At 66.0% G+C, this 13,103-nt stretch carries 13 protein-coding genes; 10 read left to right on the top strand and 3 right to left on the bottom strand.

What is annotated here, in order from left to right; translation table 11 throughout:
* The first annotated feature begins 237 nt into the window (after positions 1 to 237).
* From H7I57_RS23990 to H7I57_RS23980, 3 genes are all read left to right on the top strand, one after another.
* Positions 238 to 1,320 (top strand): tyrosine-type recombinase/integrase, encoded by a 1,083-nt coding sequence (locus H7I57_RS23990; RefSeq protein WP_048471610.1) that lies wholly within the window; start codon positions 238 to 240, stop codon positions 1,318 to 1,320.
* Positions 1,317 to 1,652, top strand: a complete 336-nt coding sequence (locus tag H7I57_RS23985; RefSeq protein WP_006244713.1) for a helix-turn-helix domain-containing protein — start codon at positions 1,317 to 1,319, stop codon at positions 1,650 to 1,652. Before H7I57_RS23990 ends, H7I57_RS23985 begins: the two co-directional genes overlap by 4 nt.
* Before the next feature lie 491 nt (positions 1,653 to 2,143).
* Positions 2,144 to 3,241, top strand: a complete 1,098-nt coding sequence (locus H7I57_RS23980; protein WP_234714119.1) for a site-specific integrase — start codon at positions 2,144 to 2,146, stop codon at positions 3,239 to 3,241.
* Here H7I57_RS23980 and H7I57_RS23975 read toward each other — a convergent pair.
* Together H7I57_RS23975 and H7I57_RS23970 are read right to left on the bottom strand one after the other, a co-directional pair.
* Positions 3,238 to 3,984 carry an alpha/beta fold hydrolase gene (locus H7I57_RS23975; RefSeq protein WP_048471609.1) on the bottom strand — a complete coding sequence of 249 codons (747 nt, stop codon included), beginning with the start codon at positions 3,982 to 3,984 and terminating at the stop codon, positions 3,238 to 3,240. The genes H7I57_RS23980 and H7I57_RS23975 overlap by 4 nt on opposite strands.
* A 105-nt stretch (positions 3,985 to 4,089) precedes the next feature.
* A complete protein-coding gene (locus tag H7I57_RS23970) occupies positions 4,090 to 5,523 on the bottom strand; it encodes an FAD-dependent oxidoreductase (RefSeq protein ID WP_048471608.1) in 1,434 nt (477 codons plus the stop codon).
* A gap of 356 nt (positions 5,524 to 5,879) precedes the next feature.
* Here H7I57_RS23970 and H7I57_RS23965 point away from each other — a divergent pair, with 356 nt between their 5' ends.
* On the top strand, positions 5,880 to 6,380 hold the full coding sequence (locus H7I57_RS23965) for a hypothetical protein (protein ID WP_264026568.1): 501 nt from the start codon (positions 5,880 to 5,882) through the stop codon (positions 6,378 to 6,380).
* A gap of 22 nt (positions 6,381 to 6,402) precedes the next feature.
* Here H7I57_RS23965 and H7I57_RS23960 read toward each other — a convergent pair whose 3' ends face one another.
* Positions 6,403 to 6,570, bottom strand: a complete 168-nt coding sequence (locus H7I57_RS23960; protein ID WP_170311245.1) for a hypothetical protein — start codon at positions 6,568 to 6,570, stop codon at positions 6,403 to 6,405.
* Positions 6,571 to 6,887: 317 nt separating this feature from the next.
* Here H7I57_RS23960 and H7I57_RS23955 point away from each other — a divergent pair, with 317 nt between their 5' ends.
* The 6 genes from H7I57_RS23955 (at position 6,888) to H7I57_RS23930 (ending at position 12,327) form a co-directional block, all read left to right on the top strand.
* Positions 6,888 to 7,922, top strand: coding sequence for a DUF932 domain-containing protein (locus H7I57_RS23955; RefSeq protein ID WP_013470240.1), 1,035 nt, complete (start codon positions 6,888 to 6,890; stop codon positions 7,920 to 7,922).
* Between the two features lie 444 nt (positions 7,923 to 8,366).
* On the top strand, positions 8,367 to 10,007 hold the full coding sequence (locus H7I57_RS23950; RefSeq protein ID WP_264026565.1) for a ParB/RepB/Spo0J family partition protein: 1,641 nt from the start codon (positions 8,367 to 8,369) through the stop codon (positions 10,005 to 10,007).
* 598 nt (positions 10,008 to 10,605) lie between these two features.
* Positions 10,606 to 10,851, top strand: coding sequence for a glutaredoxin-like protein NrdH (nrdH, locus tag H7I57_RS23945; protein ID WP_264026563.1), 246 nt, complete (start codon positions 10,606 to 10,608; stop codon positions 10,849 to 10,851).
* A 29-nt stretch (positions 10,852 to 10,880) separates the two neighbouring features.
* Positions 10,881 to 11,519 carry a hypothetical protein gene (locus tag H7I57_RS23940; protein WP_163680988.1) on the top strand — a complete coding sequence of 213 codons (639 nt, stop codon included), beginning with the start codon at positions 10,881 to 10,883 and terminating at the stop codon, positions 11,517 to 11,519.
* On the top strand, positions 11,516 to 12,136 hold the full coding sequence (locus tag H7I57_RS23935; protein WP_006247566.1) for a hypothetical protein: 621 nt from the start codon (positions 11,516 to 11,518) through the stop codon (positions 12,134 to 12,136). The genes H7I57_RS23940 and H7I57_RS23935 overlap by 4 nt, the downstream gene beginning before the upstream one ends.
* Positions 12,136 to 12,327, top strand: coding sequence for a hypothetical protein (locus H7I57_RS23930; RefSeq protein WP_006247565.1), 192 nt, complete (start codon positions 12,136 to 12,138; stop codon positions 12,325 to 12,327). Before H7I57_RS23935 ends, H7I57_RS23930 begins: the two co-directional genes overlap by 1 nt.
* The last annotated feature ends 776 nt before the right edge of the window (positions 12,328 to 13,103 follow it).

Here is a 13,103-nt window from a genome sequence, read left to right as displayed (position 1 = left end):
GCCGAGCGCGACGCCGCCTACAACACAGCAGCCCGAACCGGCCGCTACCCCCTTATGTAAGTTGCCCTGGGTTCGTCGGGCTCTTCGCTGGACGCTGAGTCGTCACTATCTGCCCTGATCAGCCGCAAGCTGGTCCTCTTGCCAGAACTACTTCATTCTGATGAAGTTTCATGATTACTGAAGCTATATCGTATAGGATGACGTTCCGCGAGATTGGCTGAAGTGAGGGGGACGTGCATGGCGCGCGCGATGGCCCCGGTGCATGACCTTCGTGGCGCTCGGCCGCCGACCACGCCTGAGGAGCTTGCCGAGTTCGAGACCGACGTCATGGCCGGGTTCGTGCTGGCGCGCGCGGCTGCGGGGATGGCCGATGCGACTATTAGCCAAGACCTCATCGACCTGGAACAGATCCGGGAGTGGCTCAGTACACCGTTGTGGGAGATGGAACCACGACACGCCGACGAGTACTTCGGCAAAGTGTTACGCAGTGCAGCGCCGGCAACCCGCCACGGCAAGGCCGGCACGCTGTCGATCTTCTTTGAATATCTGGAGTTGCGCCACAAGGTCGAGATCTACAACATCACCGGGCGGGCCATTGAGTGCCCGATCGACGAGGTCAACAAGCCGCGTGGGACTCCGACGATCGCGATCCGGGTGCCGCCGACCGAGGCTGAGGTCGATGCCCTGTTTGCCGCTTGGCGTGATGATCTGCGCACGTGCCGCAAGTTCGCGCCGATGGCCAGAAGCTTCGCTGCAGCGCAACTGATGGCCCGAATTGGGGTGCGGATCAACGAGTGTCGCTGTCTGGATCTCGATGACATCAAATGGCATCTGGGCCGGTTCGGCAAGCTGCACGTTCGTTACGGCAAAGGCTCGCGAGGGCGAGGCCCCAAGCAGCGTCTGGTTCCGTTGATCAACGGTGCCGATCGAACCCTGCGGTGGTTCGTCGAGGACGTCTGGGCCCATTTCGGTGACGGGTGGGATCAGCCCGGAGCACCGCTGTTCCCGTCCGAACGCCGCAACGCCGACGGCATCAACGGGCGCATCTCGCGCGAGCCGCTGCGCGCGGCGCTCGGAGAAGCGGTGCAGCGGCACCTTCCTCAGTGGCAGGGACGCCTCACGCCGCACGTGCTGCGGCACTACTGCGCCTCGCAGCTATATCGGTCCGGAATGGATCTTCTGGCCATCCAGGAGGTGCTTGGGCACGAGTGGGTCGCAACCACTATGCGGTACGTGCACGTGCACCGCGAGCACATCGAAGACGCATGGATTCAAGGCCAACACAGGGCAGCCCGTCGTCTGGAAGGACTCCTCCCATGAGGTGGAACCTCCGTTTGGCCGCGGCCAACCGCGGAATATGGAAAGCAAGCGAATTTCAACGCCTGCTCGGTGAACGGGGACTGGTGATCAGTGCAGGCAAGATGTCTGGGCTGTGGTCGGGTCAGCCGCACAGCATCAAACTCGACGAACTCGAGGTGATCTGCTCCGTCCTTGACTGTGGGCCCGAAGAGTTGCTCCTTCGTGAACACGACACCGTTGCCCCGGCCGCCCCGGCGACGTCTGTCGATGCGTCCGCCGTCGGCGATGAAGCGAAACAACCGCCGGCCGTCCGGCCGCGCGCACCCCGCGGCCGCAGCCTTCCTCCCGCATGACTCGAGCCCCGCAGCGAATGCGCATCGGCAGCTGCATCGACTGCCTCGCGTGGGGACCATTGCGGTGGAACCCACGCTGTGCAGCCTGCTGGGGGTTCAATCGAAACCACGCCGACACGCGCCAACAATGCGGGGCATGCAGGCGAATCCTTCACTGCAGCAAGGGATTCTGCCGTCTGTGTTGGACCGAGGCCAGCCGTCGCGCCCGCCCTGGCCATGGCGACTCCCTCATACCGATTCTCGGCACGCTCGACGGTCACCAGCTGTTCTTCGCCGACATGCTCCGAGCCCTACGCTACCGCCTGCCAGCGGAGCATCGACCACAGAAGCGCCTACGACGTACCTTAACTCCGCCGAAGGCGTTCGAACCAGCAGAAGGCCTCGGTCAGTATCGGCTTTTCGAAACCCGCCGGGATCTAGCCAAATTCGAGCGCCCACCGTTCAGCGAGTGGTTTGAGGAGGCACTGCGGCAACCGCACATCGCGCGGGCGATGCGCACCGCCGATCGGGTTGCGGGAGCCTATGGATGGTCGTCACGCCTGCGGTATGACGTCGGGCGCGGGCTGATCGTCGCCCTGGCGTGCCGACCGCCAGACGAACTCGTGCCGCACTCCGAATTGGGGGCCCTGACGACCCACCTTCGTATCAGCGTGACCCGCCTTGCCGCCGTGCTGGATGAAGCCGGGCTACTCCTTGACGATCGAGTCGACACCATCGAGATCAACTGGCAGCGTCGCCTCGCCGACGTTGATCCCGCGATTCGTCGCGATGCCCTGGACTGGCTTGCCCGGCTGCGCAACGGATCACCACGATCGAAACCCCGGAAAGCCGGAACCGCCAGTGAATACTGCCGCGTCGTCGCGCCGATATTGCGGCAGTGGTCGGCTGACCATGACCATCTACGTGAGATCACATCACACGACGTACTCTCGGCAGTCGAGTCGCTCCCCGCGAGTGCGCGCAGTCAGGCCCTGGTTGTCTTACGATCGCTGTTCAAGTTCCTCAAACGGGAAAAGCGGATCTTTGTCAATCCCACCGCCCAACTGCGACCTGGACGCGTAGAGCTATCGGTCCTGCTTCCCATCGACGAAGACGCCTACCGCGGGGCGGTCGCCGCGGCCACCACGCCACAACACCGAATCGCGTTGGTGCTTGCCGCGGTCCATGCGGCGCGCCCGGCAGACATTCGAGTGATCCGTCTCGACGACATCGATATTGGTGCGCGGCGCATCACCATCGGCGGGCACACCCGACGCGTTGAGGAGCTGACCCACCGAACCCTGCTCACCTACTTAGACTTTCGCCGCCAAACATGGCCCAACACGGCCAACCCGCACCTTTTGGTGACCGGTCAGACAGCCAACGACACCCGCCCGGTCAGCGACTACACCATCATCCAGCTCTTCGCCGGTCTCAGCGCAACGCTCGATCGACTCCGCGTCGACCGACAACTCGAGGAAGCCCTCAACCGCGGCCCGGACCCCCTCCACTTGGCCGCGGTATTCGGAATCTCCCACCACACAGCCATCCGCTACTCCGAGGCAGCGCGCCAGATCCTTTATGCCGATCACGCACCCGCATCTACTTAGTCGAGCGTTTTCCAGAAGTCAGTAAGGGCCGCCGCGCCGCGAGCCGGGTCCTGCACCATCCACCAGTGCCCCAGCCCACTGAGCACCTCCGTGTGGGCACCGGCTCGTTCAGCCGCGCGACGCCGGATGTCGTCGGAGCCGATGTATGGATCCTCGGTGGCTAGCAGTGAAAGTCCCGGTCGAGCCGCGGCAGACTCCAGCGCGCGGCCAGCTTCGGCCATCGCGGGTTGCCGCGCCGAGCGGTACAAGGACAGGATCGCCCGACCCATCTCCGGACCCTGCGCTGCGGCGATCGACGTCGCGATGTCCGCAGGTATGCCTAACGCGGTCATCTGGGCGGCGCGGTCCTCGACGGTGCCGCCAAGCATGGTGTCGACGTGCTGCTCGCCGTCGCCGGGCGTCTGCCATACCTGAGCGAGGTCGTGCCAGACGTAGTCGGGGTCGAACAATCCGACGCAGTCGCTGGCCCAGCTGCGCACGAGGCCGGGTCGATGCATGACCACGTTAATCACATGGCCGCCGCCCCAGTCGTGCCCGACGAGGTCGACCGGTTCGTCGATGCGCTCAAGCTCATCTTCGAGCCAGTCACGGTAGGCAAGGTACGTCGCGGAGAAGTCGTCGGGCAGCGGGGCACCGAATCCCGGCGGCGACAAGCGCATCACATCGTCGCGTCCGAGAGCGTCGACCAGAGGGCCCCAGATTGCGTCAGTCTCCGGATTGCCGTGCACCAGAACCACCGTCATGGTCGACAGTGTGGCACGGCGCAACGGCGAGAGAGGCCGTTCGGCCGCCTGTGGGTGATCGCTACGGCGCGAATGATGAACGCCGCAGGTTCGGTTTCTTGGTGATTACTCCGACAAGGTCTCGGGTAAAGGCGTATGGCCGTCCGCTATGCGCGCCACGCCAGCTGGCTGAGGCTGCGAACCACGTTGCCGGCGACGCCGATTGACGGTCGCAACCCGGTAAATGAACGACGGATCGAATAAGTGCGAAGGCGGCTCGACCAGGCCAGTGACCCTAGTGAACTGGGCATGCACCACGGGGTCCGTCTCGCAGGCGGTCAGCACCCAGTCCGCAAACCGGTTGGTAAGCCGCATCGCAGGCGTTCGTCGTCCTTCGACCTCTGGGAATGCCAGGTCAGGACCAGCCGCGAGTCCCCAGGCCACCCCGATCGACTTCGCCGCAGCCCGAAAGTAGCGTCGCGACAGGCCGGTGACGCCGCGGCGCAATGACTCCTGCAGTGCCAGAGCGTCCATCGCCGCTACCGACATACCTTGGCCGTAGACCGGATTGAAGCTACACATCGCATCACCCGTGACGAGCAGACCTTCGGGAAATCGCCGCATCTTGTCGTAGCGTCGCCACTGGCTGGAAGGCAGCCGGTGTTGCACCACAGGTGCCACTGGCTCACCCGCCTGCACTGCCGCCAAAACGTGTGCCGGGGCGAAGTCCTGGGCGAAGGACAGCATGCCGGCCAAATCGCGGGGCGGTTGGTGTCCGACCATCCCGAATACCGTGAACATCCAGGTGTCGTTCTCATAGCCGAACAGAAACATCCCCGTTGGCCGACCAGGAGCGGCGCCAACGAGGGTCAGCATCTCCTTGAGGGTGCCCGGCGGGATCCGCAGCAGTTGGCTGACGTAAGTGGTGTGCACGACGACGTGGTCCTCAGCCGGTCGCCCATACCCGAGGCCTTCCAGAAAGGCCGGTGTATGGGCAGCGCGGCCCATCGCGTCGACCACAAGATCCGCGGTCAGCTCCTGTTCGGACCCGCCGCCGCGATCGACCACCCGAACACCGGTGACGCGCTTGCGATCTGCCGTCGATGTCAGGCCAGCCACGTCCTGGCCGTCGACGATCGTGACGTTTTCAATGGCCTGCAGCCGCCGCCGGACATGGCACTCCAGAAGCGGCCTGCTCGGCTGATAAAGCGCGTTTGCTTTGGGATCATCGACGGCTGCCTTGCCGGATCGCGGCATTAAGTGCCCACCGAAGGAGAGGTACAGCCGGCAATATTCGGCGTCATCCCAAACGGGAGCGCCGTCGGCGACCAGCTCATCAAGAATCCCTGGGAACAGCTCACCCACAGTCTGCGCACCGCGCGCGAGCAACACATGGCCATGGCGTCCCTGCGGCACACCCCGCCGGCTCTCCGGTTCGTCGGACAACACATCACGCTCGACGACCGTAACCGTCCGGTAGAAGTCAGAGAGCACTCTGGCCGCGAGCAGTCCGCTCATGCTCGCGCCCAGAACGACCGCGCGTTCACCCAATACAGACATGGCGAACCCCCAATTCTCGCCGTCGCAGGTTCGTCAGCAGAACCAGCAATTCAGGAAAAGGTAGCAGGCGATCCACTGCAATTTCGGAGAATAAGCTCAGCTGACCGGGTTCTTTACGTGGCGCTGATGTGCTGAGCGTGTGCAATAACTCGGCGCACGGCCCGCGTATGCTCCGAAGCGAAGTTCTGCCCTGAGTTCGTCGATCTGACCCTTCAGAAATCCTGAACCCACAGCGGTCGATCCAATGGGGATGGACGAGAGCTGACTGCGACACTTTTGTCTACAACCTCACGGGCCGCAGATGGCTCAAAAGTGCCTGCAGCTATTGTCCTTTCGCGCTGAGTTCGGCACGAGGCGTGCAGTCGACGCTGCAGCGTTACGCCGCTGATCCCGCAGCCGGAGCGCTGGCCCTATTCATCGAACACGTCGCGGTCTGTATCAACGACAAGCAGACCCTGCGCCCGACTGGCCGCCTCTACGACGATGTTGCTGCTGCTGGTCTGACCGGTGTCCTTGACCTGTTCCACCGCCGCCTCGACGACACCGAGCACGCGATCTACGAAGTGCGCCGGGTGGCCAAGGTTCGCGGGACCGGAACTAAGCCGGTCATCGCCCGGTCAGTGCGCCGGCTTGATCGTGGATCTCGCGCCGAGATGGCAGCCGCATTACTGGGCATGCCCGGGCAGCTGCACACCGGCAACGACGGGATCGCGCGCAGCATCGCGGTGCGCCGCGGTGAGACGCCGCCATGGGCAGAGCGGTTCTATGTCGCCTGCCCGGCCGTCGTTGCGGACAAGGCCAGACCCCACTTCGAGCGCTGGTTCGCCGAGGTGGCCGGCGATGTCGCGCTGTTCTGACACCCGCCGTCGGGCACGCCAGCTACAGCCCCAGCGGGTCCGACCAGGCCGGCTGCGCATAGGCGGTGTCGAACGGCATCGCTGGGCGCGGCCACACGCCGGTGACCACCCAGGTCAGCACCGGCGCCGACACCGGCCCCTGGATGGGCCGCGTCAAGGCATCGACCAGCGCACTCTCACACGACGACATCAACCCAGGCTACCGGCGCGGTGCATATCCACAGCAGAAGCGCCTGGCGGCGCTGCAGTTGATTCGCCGGCCCCTGCGGGGCCGCCGACCCACCGAATTTTGCCTTTCTGGCCCTCCGATTGTGGCCGGCGGTCCGCTCCGCGCAAGGCCACGGCCTCCGCTGCGCTGCGGGCCCACAGGCTCGGGCTGCGCTCACCCGGGACCTGCCCCGCCCGGACCTTTGCACTCCACGGCCCTCTACCGGCCCAAATCTCCAGTGCCAGAAGGCAAAAAGAACGGGCGGCCACCGCCCACTCACCTCCCGAAAGGAACCCACCATGGCTCACGAACTCGATCAGACCGCAGGCAAAGTCAGCTTCGCCGACTCGCGTACCGACGCCTGGCACCAACTCGGCCAGCAGGTCGGCCACGCTATGACCGCCCGCGAGGCTCTGCACGCCGCCCACCTGGCCAACTGGAACGTCCGCAAAATGGCGCTGGTTGTCCCCCAGGAGCCGGTGATCAGCGAAACCGGTGTCACCACACCCGCCCCGCTGGCAGTGCCCGACCAGTGGGCCACCGTGCGCACCAACCCCATCACCGGAGCCCTCGACGTGCTCGGCGTGGTCGGCAACAAGTACGAGCCGATGCAAAACGAAGCATCGTGCGACCTGCTCGACGCGCTCACCGGAGAAAGCGGTGCGGTCTACGAGACCGCCGGGGCGCTACGCGGCGGGCGCGAAACGTTCGTGACCATGAAGCTGCCCGAATCCATGGTGTTCGACGGGATCGACGGCACCAAGGACCGCACCGACTTTTACCTGGCCGCGCTGAACTCTCACGACGGGTCCAGCAAGTTCCGCTTCCTGGTGACGCCGGTGCGCATCGTATGCGCCAACACCCAAAGCGCGGCCATCGCACGCGCGGCGGCCAGCTTCGGCATCAGCCACACCGGCGGGGCCGCCGTCGCCTTGCAGGAGGCCCGACGAGCACTCAAGTTGAGCTGGCGCTACGTCGAAGCGTTCGAGCAGGAAGCAGCCGCCCTCTACGCCGCCCCCATGGACCTCGACCAGATGCGCCGTTTCGCCGGCGAGCTCGTCGACGTCGACGGCGCCGAGTCCAAGACCACGGCCCGCAACCGCCGCGACACCGCCAACGCGATCGTCAAACTGTGGGTGTCCAGCCCCACCGTCGCCCCGATCGCCGGGACCCGGTGGGCGGCCTACAACGCGGTCACCGAGTACGTCGACCACTACAGCAAGGTCCGCGCCGCAGGAGATCCGCAGTCGGTACGGGCCCTGCGCGCAGTCACCGGCGGCAGCACCGCTCAGACCCTGAAGACCAACGCCTTCCGGATGCTGCAAACCCTCTAACCCCCCGGGTGGTCTGGCCCGCCCCGCGCGGGCCAGACCACCCCATCCCCCACGATCCCGAAAGGAGCTGCCATGCAGGAACATCGGGCACGACAGCCACGGCTTGACCGACCCGCACCGATGCCATCGGGGAACTGCATAGGCGGAAGCGCCTGCGGCGCTGCTGAACACCGGGTCCCTGCGGGCCCCGGCGCTAGTTTATTTGCCTTCTGGCTTTCGATTATGGCCGGCGGCCCGCTGCGTGCAAGGCCACGGCCTCCGCTGCGCTCCGGGCCCAAGGGCTCGCAAATTTCTTTCGAGGCTCGCTGCGCTCGCGCGAAGAATTTTGCGCCCGGACCTTTGCACTCCACGGCCCTGATGCCGGCCCAAATCTTCATTGCCAGAAGGCAAAAAGAACGGGCGGCCACCGCCCACTCACCCCATCGATGAAAGGTCACCATCACAATGAGCGAGAACACCGCCACCGTCACCGAAAACGACACCAACGCACAGGTCGCGGCGGCAGGCACCCTCGAACACCTCGACCCGCACACGTTGGAGCTGGAAACCAACGTCCGCGACGACGCCGCACTCGACGCTGATTTCGTCGCCAGCATCAAAGAGCACGGCGTGCTCAACCCCATCGCAGCGGTGCGCGGACACGACGGCGTGGTGCGGGTGCGCGCCGGACAGCGACGCACCCTGGCCGCACGCGAGGCTGGTCTGACCAGCGTCCCGGTCTACGTGCGCCCAGCCGGTGCGACCGACGACAAGGCCCAGGTGGTCGAACGGGTCTCCGAGCAGATCGTGGAGAACGACCGACGCCGCGAACTCACCGAGGCCCAGCGGGCACGCGGCATCCAGCAGATGCTCGACGCCGGAGCCTCCGTGACCAAGGTCGCCAAGAAGCTGTCCATCGGGCGCGACACGGTCAAATCCGTGGCAACCGCCGCCGGATCACAGGCCGCGATGGAGGCACTCGACGCGGGGCAACTGTCGCTGTCAGAGGCCGCAGTGCTCAGCGAGTTCGATGACGACCCCGACGCCATCATGCGTCTGCTCGAAGTGGCCGGAACCAACCGATTCGAGCATCGGGTCGCCGAAATCCGCCAGGACCGCGCCGCCCAACAGGCCTACCAGGAAGCTGCCGCCAGCTACACCGAGCAGGGATACACCGTGGTCGAGGACTTCCCCGCCTACGGGGACACGACCTGCGTGGAACTGCGCTACCTGCGCACCCCCGAGGGTGAGGCCGCCACCGACGAGCATGTCACCGACCCTGCACACTGGGCGGTCTGCCTGACCGAAGTCGAAGGCTACGTCGACACCGAGACCGGCGAATCGGTCGACGCCCACGACATCGACTGGCACGCTCGATTCAGTGCCACGGTTGCCGAGGGCAAGCGCGACCCCAGTTCAGTCACCGAAGTGGTTGTGTGGGAGGCAGATTGGTTGTGCACCGACTACGCCGCCGCCGGACTGGTCTTGTGCGAATCACTGGCTAAGCGCGTGGAAGCCCTCGCCCGCGAGGACAGCGACCACCACGCCGATGACTCCAGCGACCAGGACGCCGAAGCGCGGGAGGCCGCAGCAGCCGAAGCGGCGCGCCGCGAGCGGCGCAAGGTCATCGCGCTCAACAAGCTCGGCGAAGCCGCCCAGCAGGTGCGTCGCCAGTTCATCACCGACAAGATCCTCGCCCGCAAGACCGCCCCCAAGGGTGCGGCGATGTTCGTGGCGAGCTGCCTCACCCGCGACGTGCGCCTGATCGAGGAACACCACGGCGGGCAGATCAGCGCCGAGCTGCTCGGGGCCAGCGACTCGACAGCAGTGACGAAGATGGTGGCCGAGCTGCCCGCCACCGGCGACGGACGCGCCCAGGTGATCACCCTGGCGCTGGTGCTCGGTGCACTGGAAGCCCGTACCGGCAAGGACGCCTGGCGGGGCAGCGGCTGGGGCCACTACGTCGGAGCCGCCGAGCTGCTGCGCTTCCTGGCCGACAACAGCTACCCGCTGGCCGACATTGAGCGCGTCATCCTCGGCGAGCAAACCGCTGATGCACTCTATGACTCGCTGACCGAGCAGTCCGAGCCCACCGAGGACGACTAGCCCCCGGGTCGGGAGGTGGGGCCGGTCAGCGCCGGTCCCACCTTCCGCTCGGGACCGCCATCAGCAGGACCATGGTCGCGCATTTCATCCACGAAATCGACATCGCCGCGACCAGTGCAGCGGAAGCGCCTGACGGCGCTACTGAATTATTTTTTCTGACCGCTTTCTCTTTTATCAATTGTGGCCGGCGGCCCGCTCCGCGCAAGGCCACGGATACGGCCTAACGGCCCGGAAACTTTTCCACAAATCCGCTCGCAAAAGACGCTCACGGGGAAAACTTTCCGCCCGGACCTGTGCACTGCGCTGGGCCCTACGCCGGCCATGACATTGATGCGAGAAAGCGCCAAAGAACAGGCAGCACCAAAGCTGAACGGGATTGTGCGAACGCATGTTACGACCGATTCGAGGGTCCGATACCGGCCAGAGCCATACCGGCCGAACGGGTNGCCTTCAGCGTAATTACGCGCTGGTTTTCGCCCGGTCGAAAAAGGTCACAGCTTACCCACAAATAGCCCGATAAATGTTGCCTGACACGCCGGAATGCCGATATAATCGAAATAGATAACAGCAATTCGTGACAACCCTTAAGGAGTGAGAAATGACCGCCATCACCGTCTACACAAAGCCCGCCTGTGTGCAATGCAACGCGACCTTCCGAGCATTGGACAAAGCAGGTGTGGATTACGCGACAGTCGACATCACCGTCGACAGCGACGCCCGCGACTACGTGATGGGACTGGGCTACCTGCAGGCCCCCGTCGTGGTGGCCGGCGGACAGCACTGGTCCGGTTTCCGGCCCGACCGCATAGCTGAGGTCAGCAAAGCCCACCCGCTGAGCGCCTGATCACCTTTGACCACGACAGGAGACCCACGATGTACCAGCTATCCATCGACCACCAAGGCCGGTCGGTCACCACCACCGACCACCCCGACCGCGACGACGCTCACCGCAGCCTCATCAACTACGTCATCGGCGCCGACTACTACCTGCGCCCGCTGCCCACGCACCCTGACACCACCCGCTACGAACTGCTCGCCCTGGCCGAACCCGACAGCCGCGCCACCAGGCCGCACCACACGGGACACGCCACCATCGCCCCGGCCGGTCACCAAGCCAGCGAGACCGCCACCTACCACGCCGCCGTCGCCGCGCAGCGATGGATCACCGACCACCACGACACCTGGCACCACGGAGCCGACACCGACCCCGGAGCGCGCTACCCGCTGGCGGTCCTCACCGCCGCCCGCGCCGAAGGCCACTGCTGGTTCACCGCTGGCACACTCTGGCGCGAAGCCGCACAGCTGGCCGGAGTCGAGCTGCCCACCGCACCCGATCAGCATGTCCTGGAGACACTGCGCCACCACGCCCTGAGCCAGGCCGGTACCCACCCCAGCCCCGCCGAGCTGGCCGCCGCCGTGCACGCCGCTTTGCCCACCGCCACCACCACCGACCAAGCCAGCGCCCTGACCTGGTGGTATGCCCTGCTGATCTGGGGGGCCACCGCATCATGACCGCCGCGCACCGCGCCCCACTGCACGTCGTCCCCGACAACGACACCGACCGGGCGGCCACCGAAGACTTCGAGCTCAGCGCCGAACCGAGCGGCGAAACCATCGCCGCACGCTGGGAGCCGGAAAATCAGCTCCTCGGAGCCCTGCTGTGGATGCCCTACACCCGAGCGCGTACGTTCTGCGACCTCATCCCCGACACCGCCATCTGGCGGCCCATGAACCGCTGGGTCTACGAGATCATCCGCCGCGTCACCGACGCCCGCCGCGACCCCGATCCGGTCACCGTATTGGCCTACGGTCGCCAACACGCCGCCACCCAGTCGCTGGACCCCACTCGCCCCCCGACCGCCGGCCAACACCACCGACTGGCCCTGCATCTGGCCGACCTCTACACCCACACCGTCAGCGCTGCCGCAGCAGCCAACCACGCGCGCGACGTGCTCGACGAGGCGTACCGCCGTGCGGTGCGCGAACACGGAATCCGCATGCAGCAGATGGCCGACAGTGGCGCCGACCGTGCCGACCTCACCACCCACATCAGCACCGCCCGCGACGACCTCGCCGAACTGTGGCGACGCGCCGAAGCGGCCGCCCAGCCCGGATGGGACCAGCCGTGATGAGCCCCGGCCGTACCTCCACCCCGGTCAGCGTCGATCTGCGCATCGCCGCTCGCGCTGGCCAAGCGGTCCAATCCTGCGCCGCCCAGGACCACGGCCAATCCGCCCGCACCGCGCACGCCTGGATCGACACCCTGCACAACCGCGCCCGCCGCGCTGCCGAGCGGCAACGCACGCGGTCGCAGCGCTGAGCCTGCGCCCGAACCCGGGTTGTCAGCGGTCGCGCCCACAATGATTCGCAGCACCCCACCAGGAAGAAAGGGACTCGCGATGCGGCCCACCCGAGCAGCAACACTGACCGCCCTCGCCGGGGCCCTCATCCCCATCACCAGCCTGTTCGCACCCGCGCTCAGCCATGCCGGCGCCTACACCGTCGCCGCCGGCGACGAGATCGCCGTGCACTCGAACACCGGGTCCACCACCTGCACGCTGGGCTACACCTACACCGCCGGGGCCACCACCTATGGGGTCACCGCCGGCCACTGCACTCGAGGTGGCGGCTCCGCAGTATCCGACCACGACAGCGGGGCCACCGGCGCCGTCGCCGTCGCCGTCAACGACCCCGATCCGCTTTTCGACGACTTCGCGCTGATCAACTTCGGCACCAGCCGATCNGTGTCCACGATCAACGGCATGCCTGTCAGCGGCATGGGTGTTCCAGATCCCGCAATCACCGTGTGTCGCAGCGGAATCCGCACCAAGACCGTCTGTGGACAGCTCGACGGGCGGCTACTCGGCTACCAATACAGCGTGACCGGGATGCCCGAAAGCATCCCCGGCGACTCCGGAGCGCCCGTGTGGCAGCCCGCCAGCGACGGCACCGCCACCATCGTCGGTATCTGGCTAGGCGAGCACCACACCCACAGCGGCACCCGCACCGGCCGCTTCACCAGCCTGACCGAATCGCTGACCGATCTGGTCGTCGCCGGCCTGCAGCGCTGACCCCGGGAGCGGGCCGGTGCCCGTG

This window comes from Mycolicibacterium pyrenivorans (genome assembly GCF_025821625.1).
GTDB lineage: Bacteria > Actinomycetota > Actinomycetes > Mycobacteriales > Mycobacteriaceae > Mycobacterium > Mycobacterium pyrenivorans.
Note: the sequence above shows the minus strand (reverse complement) of the source record. Positions and strands in the feature narration are given on the sequence as shown.

What these genes read in the sequence shown, in the direction of transcription:
- H7I57_RS23950 (WP_264026565.1), top strand. Translation starts at nt 8,367, where the DNA reads ATGAGCGAGAACACCGCCACCGTCACCGAAAACGACACCAACGCACAG.
- H7I57_RS23985 (WP_006244713.1), top strand. Translation starts at nt 1,317, where the DNA reads ATGAGGTGGAACCTCCGTTTGGCCGCGGCCAACCGCGGAATATGGAAA.
- H7I57_RS23955 (WP_013470240.1), top strand. Translation starts at nt 6,888, where the DNA reads ATGGCTCACGAACTCGATCAGACCGCAGGCAAAGTCAGCTTCGCCGAC.
- H7I57_RS23940 (WP_163680988.1), top strand. Translation starts at nt 10,881, where the DNA reads ATGTACCAGCTATCCATCGACCACCAAGGCCGGTCGGTCACCACCACC.
- H7I57_RS23990 (WP_048471610.1), top strand. Translation starts at nt 238, where the DNA reads ATGGCGCGCGCGATGGCCCCGGTGCATGACCTTCGTGGCGCTCGGCCG.
- H7I57_RS23935 (WP_006247566.1), top strand. Translation starts at nt 11,516, where the DNA reads ATGACCGCCGCGCACCGCGCCCCACTGCACGTCGTCCCCGACAACGAC.
- H7I57_RS23970 (WP_048471608.1), bottom strand. Translation starts at nt 5,523, where the DNA reads ATGTCTGTATTGGGTGAACGCGCGGTCGTTCTGGGCGCGAGCATGAGC.
- H7I57_RS23975 (WP_048471609.1), bottom strand. Translation starts at nt 3,984, where the DNA reads ATGACGGTGGTTCTGGTGCACGGCAATCCGGAGACTGACGCAATCTGG.
- H7I57_RS23980 (WP_234714119.1), top strand. Translation starts at nt 2,144, where the DNA reads ATGCGCACCGCCGATCGGGTTGCGGGAGCCTATGGATGGTCGTCACGC.
- nrdH (WP_264026563.1), top strand. Translation starts at nt 10,606, where the DNA reads ATGACCGCCATCACCGTCTACACAAAGCCCGCCTGTGTGCAATGCAAC.
- H7I57_RS23960 (WP_170311245.1), bottom strand. Translation starts at nt 6,570, where the DNA reads ATGTCGTCGTGTGAGAGTGCGCTGGTCGATGCCTTGACGCGGCCCATC.
- H7I57_RS23930 (WP_006247565.1), top strand. Translation starts at nt 12,136, where the DNA reads ATGAGCCCCGGCCGTACCTCCACCCCGGTCAGCGTCGATCTGCGCATC.